Source organism: Polaromonas sp. CG_9.7, from assembly GCF_015752205.1.
GTDB lineage: Bacteria > Pseudomonadota > Gammaproteobacteria > Burkholderiales > Burkholderiaceae_C > Polaromonas.
The window spans coordinates 1-15,394 of record NZ_JADOVG010000007.1 but is presented as its reverse complement, the minus strand read 5'-3'; the positions used below and the strand labels follow the sequence as shown (position 1 = coordinate 15,394).

The window sequence follows — 15,394 nt, the reverse complement described above, 5'->3', positions numbered from 1 at the left end:
TTTTTAACCAACCATCTCGATAGAATAACGGATTCACAATACCTTGCTCAGGAAACGGCGTGTGCGGTCTTGCTGGGGGTTGTCAAAAATCGCAGCCGGCGTTCCTTCTTCAACGATGACGCCTTCATCAATGAACACCACCCGGTCGGCCACCTGGCGGGCAAAGCCCATCTCGTGCGTCACTACCACCATGGTCATGCCTTCTTCTGCCAGCGCCTGCATGACGGCCAGCACTTCGCCGACCATCTCGGGGTCCAGTGCAGACGTGGGCTCGTCGAACAGCATGATGCGCGGCTGCATCGCCAACGCCCGGGCAATCGCCACCCGCTGTTGCTGCCCGCCGGACAACTGGCTGGGATAGGCATTGATCTTGTCGATCAGTCCGACTTTTTCAAGCAACTCGCAGGCCCGAACCCGCGCCTGCGCTTGCGTGAGGCCTCGCACCTTGGACGGCGCAAGGGTGATGTTCTCCAGCACGGTCCTGTGCGGAAACAGGTTAAACCGTTGAAACACCATGCCGATTTCGGAACGCAGCGCATCGACATTGGTTTTCGGCTCATGCACCGACACGCCATGCACCAGCACTTCGCCGCCTGAGGCATCTTCAAGACCATTCAGGCAGCGAAGAAACGTGCTCTTGCCAGAACCAGACGGACCGATCACGCACACCACCTCTGTCGCCATGATGGCGCAGTCTATGCCGCGCAACACTGCGAGCTTGCCAAACAGCTTGGTCAGCCCCTTAACGCGAATCACCTCGTCCATAGCGCGCCTCCAGTCGTTTCACGCCGTAAGCCAAGCCCAGCGTCAATACCCAATACATCAGAGAAATGGTCAAATACGGTTCCCAGTAGCGTGAATAAGCCCCCGCCACGGTACGCGCTGCATAGGCAAGTTCAGCCAAGCCAATGGCAGAGATCAGTGACGAATCCTTGAGCAGCGAAATCGCATTGTTGCCCAGCGGAGGAAGCATTCGGCGGAAAGCCTGCGGCAGGATGATGTGGTACATGGTCCGGGGAAACGACATGCCCAGCGAGCGGGAAGCCTCTACTTGGCCGCGGTCAATCGACTGGATGCCAGCCCGGAAAATTTCTGAAATGTAGGCGCCTGAATTGAGTGTGAGAGCCACCACGCCAGACAGAAATGCACCGTAATTTTGCTTCAGATCACGAGCCGCTTCCCCCGAAATCAGCAATCCGTCCGTTGGGTTGATGAACAGTGGCAGCAAGGCAAAGTGAATCAGCAAGATTTGCACGAACAATGGCGTGCCTCGAAAAAAGCTGACATATACGGCGGCCGGCCATTGCAGCAGGTATTTGCATAATTGTTTGGCCGGTGCATGGCGCGCTTCAGCAACGCGTGCCAAGCCAACGGCCAGGCCCAGCGCTGTGCCTTGAACGATGCAGATCAGGGTGACGGCGATCGTCATTTGCAGGCCGCGCCAGAACAGACCGGCATATTGGGAAATGATGTCGGCGCGAAACCAGCCGAACCAGAGAACTTGCTCCATGAAGAGTCTGGCCAGTGTTCAGCGAATGCGCAGCACTGGAGCCATGCTGTCCATGCCATTTCTGCATTTTTTTCGCAAGCGCGTAGCAGGAGTCATGCATAAGGAGGCAGCTATCGCCGAAATTTTTTGTTTGAGGGTCATGATCAAATTGAAGGGATAAAAGTAACTGTTGGCAGGGGGCAAGCAATGCGCGGAATCACAACGCATTGGAAAATTCCCAAGGTCATGTTAACGCGTGCAAGCTTCATGCCCATCAATGAACCAGGTTGCTGTTCGTCCTGATCTCGTTCATGATGCAGTACGATTTTCATCCAGCATTACCACTGTAAGTGTCTTGGATCGGCAATCCGTTGAGCAGGCGCAAAGAGCACTCCAGTGCGCCTGAACTACTCATGCGGATTGGAAGCCCAAGCGATAGAGATGTGCAAAGGTGCCATCCATGGCCAGCAATTCCTTGTGGGTGCCTGACTCGATGATTCGCCCTGAATCCATCACGATGATGCGATCAGCGTTCTGGATGGTTGACAGACGGTGCGCAATGACCAGCGAAGTCCGCCCCTTGGTCAGGCGCCGGATGGCTTCTTGCACAGCGATTTCCGATTCAGTGTCCAGCGCCGAGGTGGCTTCATCCAGGATCAAAATCGGTGCATTTTTGTAGAGTGCGCGTGCAATGGCCAGCCTTTGACGCTGGCCTCCTGACAACTGCATGGCATTGTGGCCCAGCACGGTGTTCAGGCCTTCAGGAAGTCCGGCCAGCAAGGACCCAAGGTTTGCCGCTTCCAGACAATCCCTGACCCGATGTACATCGGCTGGCTGTCCAAGTGTCACGTTATCGGCAATGCTGCTGTTGAGCATCACCACATGCTGGCTGACCACTGCAAACTGGGAACGAAGGCACGCCAGGTCCCAGCCGCGAATGTCCTCGCCGTCCAGGGAAATACGCCCCTCGGTTATTTCGATGAAACGGGGCAGCAAGTTCACCAGGGTCGTCTTGCCGGAACCTGAAGCGCCCACAATGGCAAGCGTTTCTCCAGCAGAAATTGACATACTGAAGCCCTGAAGCACGGGCGGTGCATCAGCCTTGTAGGAAACGCCCACACCCGAAAATTCAATCTCACCAACGGCCCTTGCCTTGACAAAATGTCCGCTGGTTTCGTCGGGTGTCAGTTCCATGAGGTCCAGGCCACGCTCGACGGCTGCAAGCCCACGGGTGATGGGCGTGGCGGCATCCGACAGGCTTTTGATGGGGGCAATCAGCAGCAGCATGGCGGTGACAAAAGCCACGAAGCCTCCCACGGTTGTCGTGTTTTCTGCGCTTTGCATCAGCGCAATCGAAATCACGGCCGAAAGCGCCATCGCGGCAAGTACCTGGGTGATGGCACTCATGCCGGCATAGGCTGCTGTCGATTTCATCGACAGGCCGCGCAATGAATGGCTCAGCTTGTCAAAACGGCTGGCTTGGGATGCCTGAGCGCCATGCAGGCGAACATCCCGGTGCGCCATGACATTTTCTTCCACCACATAGGCCAGGCTGTCCGTGGCCGTCTGGCTTTCTTTGGTCAGGCGGTACAGGCGTTTGGAGAGCACCTGAATGACCAGGGCAACTGCAGGAAACAGAAAACCGACGATCAGCGTGAGTTTCCAGTTCAGGTAGACGAGGTAGCTGATGAGCGCCAGCAGTGTCAGTACATCCCGCGCCAGCCGCATGACCGCATTGATCAGTGCTGACGAGCCATTGAACACTTCATACACAACTGTATTGGCGATCATGCTGGAGCTTTGATCCGAAAACAGGCTCAGCCGGGCACTGAGCATTTTGCCAAACATGGCTTTGCGCAGTTCCAGTAAACCGTCGTTGGTCACCTTGGCCAATGCCAATTGCGCCAGGAACCCTGAAAGCCCCCGGATGATGAACAGCAGCATCAGCGTGACGGGCACTATCCAAAGATTCAAGTCATCCCGCTGGAAACCGCGATCCAGCAAGGGTTTGAGCAAGGCAGGCACAAAAGGCTCGGTCGCAGAGGCGACGACGGTGGAGCCAATTGCCAGCGCCCAACCTGCCCGCGAGCCGCTGAAATAAGGCCACACGCGCGCCAGCCTGCGCCGCAGGGTCTGTTTAGGGGCCGGTATCACGATTTCTTTTAAAGTCAGCTTTGTCACGCAGGCTGTTGTAGATGTGGTTGAGCAATAGGCTGTTCAAGAATGCTTAGACGACCCAATGCCAAGAGCAAACCGATCAGGATACAAAAAAAATCTCCTATCTGCGCATCGTAAAGGGAAGAATTGAAAAGGCAGGCAACAGCCAGCGAAATAAGGGTCGACTGTGCTGCGCGCGCATAGGGCGTGGGGAATTTCAGCGTGTCTCGCCAGATTGAAAACAGCAAGGCCATGAACATAAGAATGCCTGGAATTCCAAGTTGCACGCCCCAGAGAAAAAATTCCTGATGCGGGTTGCCGTTGCCGTCAATATCGACGTGGGCAGGATTTTTTTCATGTTGAAGCCGGTTGAATTGCGTGCTCCAGCTTCCAATGCCTGAGCCTGTAATGGGATGTTCACCGATGGCCTGCACTGCCGTTTTCCACAAATCAAGCCGTATTCCGGATGATGTATCGGCCGTTTTCTGGGCAGAGTAAGCCAACACCTCTGTTTGAACCAGGGTCATTCTGTCCCGAACCTTGCTGGAGGCAAAAAACAAGCCGAGAGCAAGAAGGAATGGCAGCAAAACCATAAAGGGTCGGTATTTTTTCGGCAGTTCCCACATGATCGCCAACGATATGAGCACAATCGAAACCACGTGGGCCGTGCGTCCCATGAGAACAAAAAGAATATTGGCGACTGCTGCAAATGCCACAAAAATCGCCAGGCTTCGACCAAATCGCCCGGGAACGAGTTCGCGCAAATGCCAGCAAAGGGCAGCAAATACTGCACTCATGATGCCTTGGTCAAGATAGCTGGAAAAGACGGCATATTCGGTCAATGCCATGCGGGAAGTTGCCCAGGGCACAGGCAGGTGCACGAACAGCATCCAGGAACTGGCCAGTAAAAAGACTTGCGCAGCAGCAAACGTGCTTAACGCATAAATTGCCTCGCGCCGGTCGCGGATGAGGATCACCAAAAGAAGCACCATGATCAGCTTGCCGTACTTGACCCACGAGCCAAGAGCATCCGCTTGAGGCGCCACGGTCCAAAAAAGGCTGAGCGCAAATGCCAACAGCACCAGCAGGACCGCAATCGGCGTAACCATGCCTTTCAACTGGCGCTCTGGTGTCGGAAAGTGGCGTGAAAAAAGCAGGACGCCCGCACCCAGAACAATCAACAAGAACTTTGAAATACTGATAAAAACCATCGACAATCCGACGGAAGCTGCTGCCAGGCAAATGACTGCAAGTCGGAAATTGATCGTGTTTTTAAACAAATTAGCTTTGGTGCGGAAAAGGATTTGCCCGCATTATCGGCGATTCCATTTGCCCTCCCGCAAAGCGAATTTGCAAGTCGGTCTGCTATGCTTTGCATACATCGGGTGACTGCCAAAGTCCTTGAACAGCGGTGGAAATGAACTAAAAAGGTATTTGTTGACAAGCTTGTCGGTCATCGTGATTACAAAGAATGAAGCACACAACATTGAGGCTTGTTTGCGCTCGGTTCACTTTGCTGATCAGATCATCGTGCTTGATTCCGGTAGTTCTGACGAAACCGTGCTGTTGGCCCGCAACCTGGGTGCAGAGGTCAGCATTAACACCGACTGGCAGGGATTTGGCGTTCAAAAAAACCGTGCGCTGGCACTTGCCAGTTCCCTCTGGGTGCTGTCTATTGATGCTGACGAGCGCTTGAGCGTTGCGCTTCAAGCTGAAATCAAGCAGGTCCTTGAACAGCCCGAGGCCGATGCCTACAGCTTTCCACGTCTATCCAGTTATTGCGGTCAATATATCCATCATTCAGGCTGGTATCCAGACCTTGTCACGCGGCTCTTTCGGCGTGGTTCAGCCCGATTTTCAGACGATATCATCCATGAAAAACTTGACTCGACGGGTCAAGTCAGCCCGTTGCGCAATCAGCTGCTGCATGAAAGTTTTCCAGATTTTGAAACGGTCTTGGACAAAGTTGATCGCTATTCCAGTGCCGGTGCCCAACGCTTGCTGAGCAAGGGCAAGTCGTCGTCATTTCCCAAAGCGCTCGGCCATGGTCTGTGGGCATTCATTCGAACCTACTTTTTGCAGATGGGGTTTCTGGATGGCTGGATGGGCCTGGCACTGGCCATCTCCAACGCTGAAGGAACTTACTACCGATACCTGAAGCTATGGCTGCTGTTGATTGACCGAAAGGCATCGTCTACATCGCCATGAAAATCAGCTTCATTGTCCTGACTTACAACCGTACAGATGCATTGCTGGCTGTTCTGCGCTCCCTGGCTCGGCAGTGCAATGATGGACATCAGGTCATCATTGCGGACGATGGTTCACGGCAGGATCAGGTACAGATGCTTTTCGACCTCTGTCCTGTTTTTAATTGTCCGGTACTTCATGTGTGGCATCCAGACAGCGGGTTCACCATTTCACGCGCTCGAAACTTGGCGGCAAGTCATGCCACAGGCGAATATCTGGTTTTTCTTGACGGTGATTGCATTCCAAACCGTGCTTTTGTAGCGCAACATGAGCGAATTGCCCAGCCTGGCTGTTTTGTCAATGGCAGTCGGGTGCTCTTAAACCATCAATTGACATCCTCTGTTCTTGATAATGCACTAGACCTTCTCATTCAGCCTGCGAATTTCTGGCTGCGTGCAAGGCTGCGTGGAGATTCCAACAAATTAGTGCATCTGCTGGGTTGGCCAAAAAATTTATTCAGAGTAAAAAAAAGATTCCTGTGGCGTGGCATCCGAGGTTGCAACCTTGGCGTGTGGAAAAGGGATTTCATCAATGTCAATGGATTTGATGAATCCTTTGAAGGCTGGGGCCATGAAGATGCCGATTTTGTACTGCGGCTTAGCCATCTCGGAATTCGAAGGAAAAATGGATTCCTGGCAACTGAGGTTTTTCACCTTTGGCATCCGGAAAGCAAGCGTGACAGTGAGTCGGTCAATAAAAATCGCGTAATGGCGCGTCTGAACTCCCATTTAATCCTTGCAGAAAAAGGTTTACGGGAACTCAAGACGTCGACATTCATCAAATTTACCCAATTACATTGATAAAAACCAGATATATGAGCATTACATCGCCTTTAAACCGCCGATCGGTTTTCAGTCTGTTGGCCGCAGGTGCAGTCTTGCCATTTCCGGCATTCGCCCAATTTCGTGTTGAAGTCTCGGGTGTGGGTATGACCCAGCTTCCGATTGCCATCGCGCCCTTCAAGGGTGAAGCGCAATCGCCACAAAAAATCGGCAGCATTGTCAAAGCCGACCTGGAGCGAAGCGGCATGTTTCGCACCGTAGATGCAATGGGTGTGGTGGCGGACGAGAATACCCGTCCTGATCTTGCAAGCTGGCGTCAAAAGGGTGCAGATGCCATGGTGACAGGCAGCGTTTCACCGCTTGCCGACGGGCGGTTCGAAGTGCGACTTCGCTTGTGGGATGTTGTTCGTGAGCAGGACCTGGGTGGACAAAGTTACACCGTCGCGAAAGCAGATTTAAGGCTGGCGTCGCATCGTGTTTCTGATTTCGTTTACGAAAAGCTCACCGGTGAAAAAGGCATTTTTTCTACACGGATTGCCTATGTGACCAAGGCGGGTCAGCGTTATACGCTGTGGGTTGCAGATTCAGATGGTGAAAGTGCGCAGTCAGCCCTTGCGAGTCCTGAGCCTATCATTTCCCCTGCTTGGTCGCCGAATGGAGCCCAACTGGCTTATGTGTCTTTCGAGTCCCGCAAGCCAGTGATTTACTCTCACGAGGTAGCCACTGGAAAACGGCGTCTGCTGGCGAACTTTCGCGGCTCCAACAGCGCCCCTGCTTGGTCACCTGATGGCAGCCAGATGGTCGCTACACTCAGCCAGGCAGGTGGCTCGCAACTGTACGCACTGCCACTCAATGGCGGCGAGCCCAAACGTTTGACCCAGACATCCAGCATCGACACCGAGCCTGCATTTTCCCCTGATGGACGTTCTATCTATTTCGTCAGCGACAGGGGCGGCTCTCCTCAGATTTACCGCATGAGCCCTGCCGGTGGAAACGCTGACCGAGTGACTTTTACCGGCAACTACAACATATCACCGGCCCTCAGTCCTGACGGTCGTTGGCTGGCATTCGTTTCAAGAATTGGGGGTGCATTCAAACTGCACGTCATGGAACTTGCTAGCGGAGCGACTACGGCTATTACAGATACTTCTGCTGACGAAAGTCCGAGCTTTGCTCCAAACAGCCGGTTGATTGTTTATGCAACGCAACAGCAGGGCAAAGAGGCGCTAATGACCACAACCCTCGACGGAAAGATAAAAGCACGTCTTTCAGGCGCAGGCGGAGACATACGCGAGCCAGACTGGGGTCCTTTCCAGCGATAAGCAATAATTCCGTAACTATTTTATTTAGCAGAGGTAATCAATGAAGCGCTTTTTCTCTTTCGTCATTTCATATCTTGTCCTTGCAACTGCCTTGGTGGCTTGTGGCTCTAATGTCAAACTGCAAGACGTTCCTGTCGAAGACAGATCCACTACATCGCAAGCTGACGCGGATGCTGCTGCAGCAGCAGCAGCTGCAGCCAGGGGTGTTACGCCCGTGCAGATTGGTGCTTCTGATGCATCCGTTGCAGGTCCAGCCAACACTGCAAGAATTGTTTATTTTGACTTCGACAGCTTTGTGGTCAAGCCTGAGTTCCAGAGCGTTATCGAGGCACATGCAAAGTATCTAAGCGCAAACAAGTCTCGCCGCATGGCCATAGAAGGGCATACCGATGAAAGTGGTGGCAGAGAATACAACCTCGCGTTGGGTCAAAAACGCGCTGAATCAGTTCGTCGTGCGCTCGGTTTGCTGGGTGTTACGGATTCTCAGGTTGAAGCCGTCAGTTTTGGCAAGGAAAAGCCTGCTGTTGCCGGATTTGATCAGGACTCTATGGCGCGAAATCGTCGTGCAGAACTTAACTACCGTTAACCAGGCGAACTAACGGTGAACATATCCAGAATTTTTTTTGTTGTAGTCGCTTGCATGCTGGCATTCAATGCCAGCGCGGCATTGTTTGAAGATGACGATGCTCGCAGGGCAATTCTTGACTTACGGCAAAAGGTTGACGCTTCGCAACTGCGCACGACCGAAGAGCTTCGAAGAGGCAATGAAGAAAATGTGCAACTTCGCCGCAGTCTTCTGGAACTGTCTAATCAAATCGAATCGCTCCGCAGCGAAATGGCTATTTTGCGCGGTCAAAATGAACAGCTGACGCGTGGTGTTTCCGATGTTCAGCGTTCTCAAAAGGATGTAGCCCAAGGTGTGGAAGAGCGCCTGCGTAAGATTGAGCCTGGTAAGGTGTCCATAGATGGCAAGGATTTTGAAGCCGAGCCTGCTGAAAAGCAGGAGTTCGAAACGGCGCTCGCCTATCTTCGGAAAGGTGATTTTTTGGCTGCCCAGTCAGCTTACACCGCCTTCCTAAAGCGCTATCCTCAAAGCGGTTACAAGTCATCGTCCCTTTTCTGGCTGGCTAATGCGCAATATGCCTTGCGGGACTACAAATCAGCGGCAGGTAACTTTCGCATGCTGGCCACTTCTGACCCCCAGCATCCTCGTGCGCCTGAAGCTCTTTTGTCAATGGCCAACTGCCAAGTTGAACTTAAAGACACCAAGGCTGCACGTAAAATTCTCGATGAGCTGATTGCTTCCTACCCGCAGTCTGAGGCAGCATCTGCTGCCAAGGAGCGCCTCGTTAAGCTCAAGTAACGGCTTAATTTTGGAACTGATCTTGCTTTATTAAAAGTCAGTTTCACGCGGTTGAAATCTTCAGTCCATGTGAGACCATACCCATGAGAAGCTAGTAAAAAAGATGAATCAGCCCGACTTGAATGCCATAGATCTTGAGCGTCGCAGTGGAGGGCTCACACGTTTGTACGGGGTTATTGGGGCTTCTCATATACGCACAGCCCATGTCGTCGTAGTGGGTTTGGGTGGTGTCGGTTCTTGGGCCGCAGAAGCCTTGGCGCGTAGCGGTGTGGCCCGCTTGACGCTGATTGACCTTGACCACATTTCAGAGTCCAACATCAATCGACAGGTTCATGCACTCGACACCACCTTGGGACAATCCAAAGTCCAGGCTATGCGAGAACGAATTGCGTTTATCAATCCGATATGCCAAGTCAATTGCATCGAAGAATTTGTCGATGGAGAAAACTGGCCAGGCCTAGTTTCTTTTGATGCTCAAGCCAGTTGTCACAAGACGGCGTTCATTGATGCATGTGACCAAGTAAAAGCCAAAATTGCATTGGCAGCTTGGGCCCTGCGAACCAATGCCTGTTTTATTAGTGTTGGTGCTGCTGGAGGCAAGCGGCTGGCCCATCAGGTAGATATTGAAGATCTATCGGCTGTCACACACGATCCCTTGCTGGCGCAAGTTCGATCCCGCTTGCGTAAGAATCATTCCGCAGCTCGAACTGGCAAGATGAATGTGATGTGTGTGTTTAGCCGCGAACCGGTTACGAAGCCATCAGTTGTACAAGGTGCTTCAGTGCTTTTCGGAGATATTGCCGCAAAAGAAAATTTGTCTGAATCGTTGGCGCCGCAATCTGATGGAACATTGAATTGTCATGGTTATGGTTCGATCGTTACCGTTACAGCGACTTTCGGAATGTGTGCTGCTGGTTGGATACTTAACAAAATTTCTGCTTGATTCGGAAAAGCGTTCAAAGAACGCTATAATTTGAGGCTGTGCTGTAGACATACAGCCCAGCCAAGAAAAAATCTTGGGACGTTAGCTCAGTTGGTAGAGCAGCGGACTTTTAATCCGTTTGTCGTGGGTTCGACCCCCGCACGTCCCACCAAGTTTTATTTGGGTTCTTAGCTCAGCTGGTAGAGCAGCGGACTCTTAATCCGTAGGTCGCGAGTTCGAATCTCGCAGAACCCACCAGCTTTAAGAAGCGCAAGTACTTAATTTCAAAGGCCTCCATTCGGAGGCCTTTGTTTTTTCTGGCTTTGGAGGCGGTTTTGATAGCGCTGATTGGAATGCCATAGTCGCCAGCTCACAGGTTCATATGCGTTTTTTTCGGCTTGCATGCTCCCTGCATGCAAGCCGAAAAAAAATTCATACCCCGAGCGTAGACAGAAGTCGCCTTGTGCAGGTCCCTTTTTGTCCGTGCCGTGCGCGCGCCGCCGGTTTCAGTCGTCGTCGTCGCGCAGCGTTGCACTTCGTGTCATAGGCCGGAAAAAGGCTAAACAAACCGGAGCTGTACGGTGAAGCGACGTTTCCAAAAACTTGCATATGTTGTCCTCAAAATTGGTTGCATCAAGATGACGAAATTTCGTCATACAAGGCGTTTAGCAACCTATTTTTAGAAGGTTAGTGGCGACTGCAAGGTGAAAAATGCGCGTGGGGCGACTGGCAGGCAGTAGCCAAAAATAGAATACCGAGCGTGAGCTTCAAAGCAGTTACTTCCTGGTCGGGTAACGCCTTGTGCTTAACAATTACCCGTGGTCTGATGCTGTGAGGTCATTTAAAGGAGTTCGTTATGGCAGTCGACACTTCATCAAAGCAACAATTCTCGGTAAGCCATCTCAATGAAGAAGACTTCAAAACTGGCGGCCTTCGTAGCTATTCGGCCTATCGGGATTTGGGCATTGCAATGGCAACAAATGGCGTTGCCACCGCGCACGTCATCCGCATGATCGCACCATTTTCAGAGCAGTTCAGCCAGCGCCACCATCACAATGTGCAGTTTCAGCTCGTCTATGTGCTCAAAGGCTGGTTCAAAAGCGACTTAGAGGGGCAGGGGGTCCAAACCATGAAAGAAGGCTCGTGCTGGATACAGCCGCCTAATATTCGGCACACCGTCGTTGGCTGGTCGGACGACTGCGAACTGCTTGAATTTATTCTTCCTGCAGAGCATGAAACCGTCATAGACGAGTAATTTGTGCGCTGTCCACAGCTCGATAGTTTCTTGCAAGAGGCGTGAGGTAAAAGCCGCCCATGCTGGATGGAATCCGTAATTTCCAGAAAATTTGAACTTGCATCCCAAGAAGTGGTAGCCAGCAATGAACGTCGACTGGATAACTATTTCGTTCCGCGGCTGTTTGGTGCGAAAGTAGCAGGTGTGAAATTCCCTGTCCGCATTCACCTTGCCGCTGTTTTTTGCCTGCCTGCGTTGCGGAAACGCTGCGCTGCAATGGCTAAATCGTTGAAACAGCCGACTCGCGCCTGTCTGTCCGCTACCAATGCGGGAGCCGTTGATTCAGGACTCCTACTGTGCGCCGGTCTACTTTACCCTGGATTCCAGTGGTGCCCGAGCCGTTTGCCAGCTCGGTCGTTCCTTGCCTAGTGGTCGATGAATGGCTGTACGACCGTGGCCCTGGAAATCTCGCCGCGACGTTGCGCTTTCGTGCTGGCGTGGTGCTATCCATCACTTACGGCACGCGGGCAACGCCGTAATCCCGCGCCCGAGCTGATGAAGTCAAAGGCGCAGTTCCAGCGGGCTTGTACATCCCTTGGAATAGCGCGAGCCAAATTTCGACCATTGTTTTCTCATCAACCTTTTGCCGTTGTTGCCTATTGACCCGCAGCGGCGTAGCATCGTTGTCCCACCAACCTGGCAGAAAGGGCACAGCCATGAGAGTTCACGGTCTCACATTATTATTTCGCTAGCGCATTTTCATTGCAGCATGCTTGGGCTCAATGCTGGTCCCGGCGCTAGCGGCCGACTGTGACGGCTCCTTGGCGTTCAACCTGGGCGGCGCGCGCCGCTCATGGCTGCTCTTTGATGGAGGTGTTACCGCGTTTGCAAAGCGCAACATCAACATTGATGGCTATGCGCGCGCCTACCATCTGCGCAACGCTTAGGCGGGCGCGCTCACCCACCTGTGCATTGCCGGGCGGGTATACCTGCGGACGGCAACTCGTATGAAGGCTCTGAGAGCAACGCGACGTGCACCGGACGTTTTATGCAGGATTTGAAGCGCATCGGTGCTGACGGCTGGACCAATCCGTCGGTAGGCGTCGTGAACTGGTACGGCATCTTGGGCCGTGGTTCTGCCAGTGTCAACGAACGCGTCATTCAATCCGTCGAGCCAGTCCTGCAGGAGGATGGCTTGGTTTTTTTATGTCTCGCCGACCACGCTGGCTGACCGTTCTATCGCTGACGAAGCCGAGCAGTCGCGCTGTGTGAACCCGCTTCGCATTGCCGCGGCCGTCGCGCCGCGCAGCCTTGTCGCTAAATGCGTGGCAATGGGGGCGTTTGGCGTCAACTACAACGTCAAAAAGCGCATTGCCGTGCCGTTTGTAGTCGATGATACGGGTCCCCGCCTTGGTGAGGGCCGCGTCACTCAGCCGCGGTTTGCCTCCGGTACTGTGCGCGTAGACCGCTTGGGTGCCCTCGTTGCTGGCATGATGTTCGCCAATGAGCGCATGAAGCGCGTACCGTTTGGATTTTGAATCCTGGCACTTCAACTCAGCCCTGCTCAGTGTCAGTCTTTTTATTTTCCCTTTGAATCCGTAAGCATGCTTGAGCTTCGACCGAACTGCGAGTGCTGCAACCGTGACCTTCCACCGGAATCTGGCGAGGCCCACATCTGCTCGTTTGAATGCACTTTCTGCGTTTACTGCGCACAGACAGTGCTGATGTGCATCTGCCCCAATTGCCGTGGCGAACTTATGACCAGGCCCAGAAGTCCGGCAGCCAAGCTTGAAAACAATCCAGCCTCGACAGAGCGCATTTTCAAGCCCGGCGGTTGCGCCAAATCTGCATTGGCTGAACAAGAGTCCGGTGTATAGCGCCAAGGGCACTGGGTGAAATTGGCCTCAATCGCTGCGAAAAGCAGCCGGCAAGGGGTCGGTGTGAGCCCAAAAGCACGCAGCCAATGATGCTAGCCGTTGCATAGCTGCAGACGGCCTACCTGTTGCGACTACCTGCCGCCTGTGCCCAGCTTATGGATTTCGTTTGGCGATTTCATTGCCAACATAGCCGCCGCCCACAGCTCCGGCGATGGTTGCCAGGGTCTTTCCCTTGCCTCCGCCTAACTGATTGCCCAGTAATCCTCCAACGACTGCACCGACGCCGATGCCAATAGGGCTATTTTGTGCAACAGGGGCTGCTTTTTGGTAGGCGGGTGCTGGCTGCTGGTACGCAGGGGCCTGGGAAAACTGTTGGCTGGGCTGCGCATGCACTTGCGCGTGCTGGACGGAATGGTGATGCATGACGGTTTTGTGCTTCGTGCCTTCGCTGTGGACTGCCGTAGCCGCTGCGACTTGAGGAGCGACTGGCTGCGTGGGGGCAGGTGCCGGCGCGGCGGCGAGCGCCTGTGTGGCAACAGGCGCAGTTTGCACAGCAGTAGGCGCCCCTGCCGTTGCATGCGAATTCGGTAAAACACCACTCATCGTTGCGATGCCCAAGAGACTCACGAGAATGACCGACACCGCAGCGCCCGCCATCAATGGGTGAATGTGGTTCGAGGGGTTATTTATTTCCATTTAATACTCCTAGTGATGAGGCTGATTAACCGCCTGAATCTTTACAACGCGCGACTCAGCAGGAAAAGTGACGCAGAAGGCATTTCAGATGTAACGGAGTTCAACAAGTCCTAAATCAGAGGTCTCGCCTGCTTGCATCAAGTTTTCGGCTGGCATGCCTGCATTGATGAAAATACTGGCGAACAACGACAAAGGTCAGCGCGGCTGGGTATGCAAGTTCGTTGGGGCTTGCCTGGACGAGCTGCCAAATGTGTTGTATGACCTCAAGGATGGAGTGAGCGTCATGAAGGGTTACTGAAAAGATGTCGCGGGACGGCCCGACCGTGCACTGCCGACAGCAATTTCAATTTCCTCAAAAGAAAGACCGAGCGCCCACCATGACAGGATCCCCAACCAATTTCTGGCAAGAGCGTTTTGAGAAAAAGCAAACCGGCTGGGACCGCGATGCGACCAGTCCTCAGTTGCTGGCATGGCTGGAGAGTGGCGCATTGCAACCATGCCGCATTGCCGTTCCTGGTTGCGGAAGTGGCTGGGAGGTGGCCGAGCTTGCCAGGCGAGGGTTCGAGGCAATCGGCATCGGCTACACCCCGGCGGCGGACGAGTGGACCCGGGCCCTGTTGACGGCTCAGGGCTTGAGTGGCGATGTCGTGCAGGCCGATGTCCTGACGTATCAGCCGGGTAAGCCGTTTGATGCCATTTATGAGCAGACCTGCCTGTGCGCACTGCATCCGGACCATTGGGTTAACTACGCCAGGCAGCTTCGCCAGTGGCTCAAACCCCGGGGCAGCATTTGGGCACTGTTCATGCAGATGACGCGACCGGAATCCACCAGCGAAGGGGTAATAGCAGGTCCGGCTTATCACTGCGACATCAACGCTATGCGGGCTATCTTTTCCGCACAGGACTGGGTCTGGCCCAAGCCACCTTATGCAAAAGTGCTCAATTCCAACGTCAGCTATGAACTTGGGCTTCATCTGATGCTTCATCAAGAGAGATGAGTACGGCTTTAACGGACTTCATGGCCCGCCGCCGGCCTCCACTACACATACGCGACCAACTCGTCGTTGGCTACAGAATTGATGGCCAGAGCATCGAGGCTTTTAAGATTCGGCCTGACTGGCAAGACGATTTCGTTCGGCACTAAAGACCTGTGGCGAAGGCGACTTTTGTCCGCATCCAGGGCATCTGGAAAGTGTTCTGAACGTGCGCATCTTGGACGATGGCGCCGATCATCACGTCCAGGTCGGCAATCTCATCGTGCAGCTCAAGATAGCGCCGACCCAGCGACTTGAGGCCGATCCGGTA

At 53.5% G+C, this 15,394-nt stretch carries 19 protein-coding genes and 2 tRNA genes; 15 read left to right on the top strand and 6 right to left on the bottom strand.

The features are described 5' to 3' along the window. Positions 1 to 33: 33 nt before the first annotated feature. The 5 genes from IWX87_RS08715 to IWX87_RS08695 form a co-directional block, all read right to left on the bottom strand. Positions 34 to 765 (bottom strand): amino acid ABC transporter ATP-binding protein, encoded by a 732-nt coding sequence (locus IWX87_RS08715; protein ID WP_231374694.1) that lies wholly within the window; start codon positions 763 to 765, stop codon positions 34 to 36. Then, on the bottom strand, positions 743 to 1,510 hold the full coding sequence (locus IWX87_RS08710) for an amino acid ABC transporter permease (protein WP_196863141.1): 768 nt from the start codon (positions 1,508 to 1,510) through the stop codon (positions 743 to 745). Before IWX87_RS08710 ends, IWX87_RS08715 begins: the two co-directional genes overlap by 23 nt. Positions 1,511 to 1,653: 143 nt before the next feature. Beyond that, positions 1,654 to 1,821 carry a hypothetical protein gene (locus IWX87_RS08705; protein ID WP_196863140.1) on the bottom strand — a complete coding sequence of 56 codons (168 nt, stop codon included), beginning with the start codon at positions 1,819 to 1,821 and terminating at the stop codon, positions 1,654 to 1,656. A 79-nt stretch (positions 1,822 to 1,900) separates the two neighbouring features. After that, on the bottom strand, positions 1,901 to 3,643 hold the full coding sequence (msbA, locus tag IWX87_RS08700) for a lipid A export permease/ATP-binding protein MsbA (protein ID WP_196863139.1): 1,743 nt from the start codon (positions 3,641 to 3,643) through the stop codon (positions 1,901 to 1,903). Positions 3,644 to 3,666: 23 nt separating this feature from the next. Further along, on the bottom strand, positions 3,667 to 4,926 hold the full coding sequence (locus tag IWX87_RS08695; RefSeq protein ID WP_231374693.1) for an O-antigen ligase: 1,260 nt from the start codon (positions 4,924 to 4,926) through the stop codon (positions 3,667 to 3,669). Positions 4,927 to 5,047: 121 nt separating this feature from the next. Between IWX87_RS08695 and IWX87_RS08690 the strand changes: the two genes are divergently transcribed. The 14 genes from IWX87_RS08690 (at position 5,048) to IWX87_RS08630 (ending at position 13,393) form a co-directional block, all read left to right on the top strand. Beyond that, a complete protein-coding gene (locus IWX87_RS08690) occupies positions 5,048 to 5,854 on the top strand; it encodes a glycosyltransferase family 2 protein (RefSeq protein WP_348535225.1) in 807 nt (268 codons plus the stop codon). Further along, a complete protein-coding gene (locus IWX87_RS08685; protein ID WP_196863138.1) occupies positions 5,851 to 6,693 on the top strand; it encodes a glycosyltransferase family 2 protein in 843 nt (280 codons plus the stop codon). Before IWX87_RS08690 ends, IWX87_RS08685 begins: the two co-directional genes overlap by 4 nt. A gap of 14 nt (positions 6,694 to 6,707) precedes the next feature. Then, on the top strand, positions 6,708 to 7,997 hold the full coding sequence (tolB, locus tag IWX87_RS08680; RefSeq protein WP_196863137.1) for a Tol-Pal system beta propeller repeat protein TolB: 1,290 nt from the start codon (positions 6,708 to 6,710) through the stop codon (positions 7,995 to 7,997). 40 nt (positions 7,998 to 8,037) lie between these two features. Then, positions 8,038 to 8,583, top strand: coding sequence for a peptidoglycan-associated lipoprotein Pal (pal, locus tag IWX87_RS08675; RefSeq protein ID WP_196863136.1), 546 nt, complete (start codon positions 8,038 to 8,040; stop codon positions 8,581 to 8,583). Positions 8,584 to 8,637: 54 nt separating this feature from the next. Then, positions 8,638 to 9,360: a tol-pal system protein YbgF gene (gene ybgF, locus IWX87_RS08670; RefSeq protein ID WP_196863135.1), complete on the top strand. Its 723-nt coding sequence runs from the start codon at positions 8,638 to 8,640 to the stop codon at positions 9,358 to 9,360. A gap of 103 nt (positions 9,361 to 9,463) precedes the next feature. Continuing rightward, complete coding sequence (locus IWX87_RS08665) at positions 9,464 to 10,303, top strand: ThiF family adenylyltransferase (RefSeq protein ID WP_196863134.1); 840 nt, start codon at positions 9,464 to 9,466, stop codon at positions 10,301 to 10,303. Positions 10,304 to 10,378: 75 nt separating this feature from the next. Beyond that, positions 10,379 to 10,454 (top strand) — tRNA-Lys (locus tag IWX87_RS08660). A 10-nt stretch (positions 10,455 to 10,464) separates the two neighbouring features. Further along, a tRNA-Lys gene (locus tag IWX87_RS08655) sits at positions 10,465 to 10,540 on the top strand. Between the two features lie 598 nt (positions 10,541 to 11,138). After that, positions 11,139 to 11,537, top strand: coding sequence for a cupin domain-containing protein (locus IWX87_RS08650; RefSeq protein ID WP_196863133.1), 399 nt, complete (start codon positions 11,139 to 11,141; stop codon positions 11,535 to 11,537). Positions 11,538 to 11,872: 335 nt separating this feature from the next. After that, complete coding sequence (locus tag IWX87_RS20025; RefSeq protein WP_196863132.1) at positions 11,873 to 12,055, top strand: DUF2845 domain-containing protein; 183 nt, start codon at positions 11,873 to 11,875, stop codon at positions 12,053 to 12,055. A 282-nt stretch (positions 12,056 to 12,337) separates the two neighbouring features. After that, positions 12,338 to 12,463: a hypothetical protein gene (locus IWX87_RS19875; protein ID WP_255532155.1), complete on the top strand. Its 126-nt coding sequence runs from the start codon at positions 12,338 to 12,340 to the stop codon at positions 12,461 to 12,463. A gap of 101 nt (positions 12,464 to 12,564) precedes the next feature. After that, the gene (locus IWX87_RS08640) at positions 12,565 to 12,747 is read left to right on the top strand and encodes a hypothetical protein (protein ID WP_196863131.1); all 183 of its coding nucleotides are present in this window, start codon (positions 12,565 to 12,567) and stop codon (positions 12,745 to 12,747) included. Continuing rightward, a complete protein-coding gene (locus IWX87_RS08635; RefSeq protein WP_196863130.1) occupies positions 12,707 to 13,054 on the top strand; it encodes a hypothetical protein in 348 nt (115 codons plus the stop codon). The genes IWX87_RS08640 and IWX87_RS08635 overlap by 41 nt, the downstream gene beginning before the upstream one ends. A gap of 66 nt (positions 13,055 to 13,120) precedes the next feature. Continuing rightward, positions 13,121 to 13,393, top strand: a complete 273-nt coding sequence (locus tag IWX87_RS08630; RefSeq protein WP_196863129.1) for a DUF1272 domain-containing protein — start codon at positions 13,121 to 13,123, stop codon at positions 13,391 to 13,393. Between the two features lie 153 nt (positions 13,394 to 13,546). Here the strand turns inward: IWX87_RS08630 and IWX87_RS19945 are convergent, their stop codons facing one another. Further along, positions 13,547 to 14,089 (bottom strand): glycine zipper 2TM domain-containing protein, encoded by a 543-nt coding sequence (locus IWX87_RS19945; RefSeq protein ID WP_280757513.1) that lies wholly within the window; start codon positions 14,087 to 14,089, stop codon positions 13,547 to 13,549. Positions 14,090 to 14,466: 377 nt separating this feature from the next. On the opposite strand from IWX87_RS19945, the gene IWX87_RS08620 reads away from it, so the two are divergent. Further along, positions 14,467 to 15,087 carry a methyltransferase domain-containing protein gene (locus tag IWX87_RS08620; RefSeq protein ID WP_196863128.1) on the top strand — a complete coding sequence of 207 codons (621 nt, stop codon included), beginning with the start codon at positions 14,467 to 14,469 and terminating at the stop codon, positions 15,085 to 15,087. The last annotated feature ends 307 nt before the right edge of the window (positions 15,088 to 15,394 follow it).

Coding starts and splice junctions, on each gene's coding strand:
- IWX87_RS08715 (WP_231374694.1), bottom strand. CDS start 765: ATGGACGAGGTGATTCGCGTTAAGGGGCTGACCAAGCTGTTTGGCAAG.
- IWX87_RS08710 (WP_196863141.1), bottom strand. CDS start 1,510: ATGGAGCAAGTTCTCTGGTTCGGCTGGTTTCGCGCCGACATCATTTCC.
- IWX87_RS08705 (WP_196863140.1), bottom strand. CDS start 1,821: ATGAAAATCGTACTGCATCATGAACGAGATCAGGACGAACAGCAACCT.
- IWX87_RS08685 (WP_196863138.1), top strand. CDS start 5,851: ATGAAAATCAGCTTCATTGTCCTGACTTACAACCGTACAGATGCATTG.
- tolB (WP_196863137.1), top strand. CDS start 6,708: ATGAGCATTACATCGCCTTTAAACCGCCGATCGGTTTTCAGTCTGTTG.
- pal (WP_196863136.1), top strand. CDS start 8,038: ATGAAGCGCTTTTTCTCTTTCGTCATTTCATATCTTGTCCTTGCAACT.
- ybgF (WP_196863135.1), top strand. CDS start 8,638: ATGCTGGCATTCAATGCCAGCGCGGCATTGTTTGAAGATGACGATGCT.
- IWX87_RS08665 (WP_196863134.1), top strand. CDS start 9,464: ATGAATCAGCCCGACTTGAATGCCATAGATCTTGAGCGTCGCAGTGGA.
- IWX87_RS08650 (WP_196863133.1), top strand. CDS start 11,139: ATGGCAGTCGACACTTCATCAAAGCAACAATTCTCGGTAAGCCATCTC.
- IWX87_RS08640 (WP_196863131.1), top strand. CDS start 12,565: ATGCAGGATTTGAAGCGCATCGGTGCTGACGGCTGGACCAATCCGTCG.
- IWX87_RS08635 (WP_196863130.1), top strand. CDS start 12,707: ATGGCTTGGTTTTTTTATGTCTCGCCGACCACGCTGGCTGACCGTTCT.
- IWX87_RS08630 (WP_196863129.1), top strand. CDS start 13,121: ATGCTTGAGCTTCGACCGAACTGCGAGTGCTGCAACCGTGACCTTCCA.
- IWX87_RS19945 (WP_280757513.1), bottom strand. CDS start 14,089: ATGGAAATAAATAACCCCTCGAACCACATTCACCCATTGATGGCGGGC.
- IWX87_RS08620 (WP_196863128.1), top strand. CDS start 14,467: ATGACAGGATCCCCAACCAATTTCTGGCAAGAGCGTTTTGAGAAAAAG.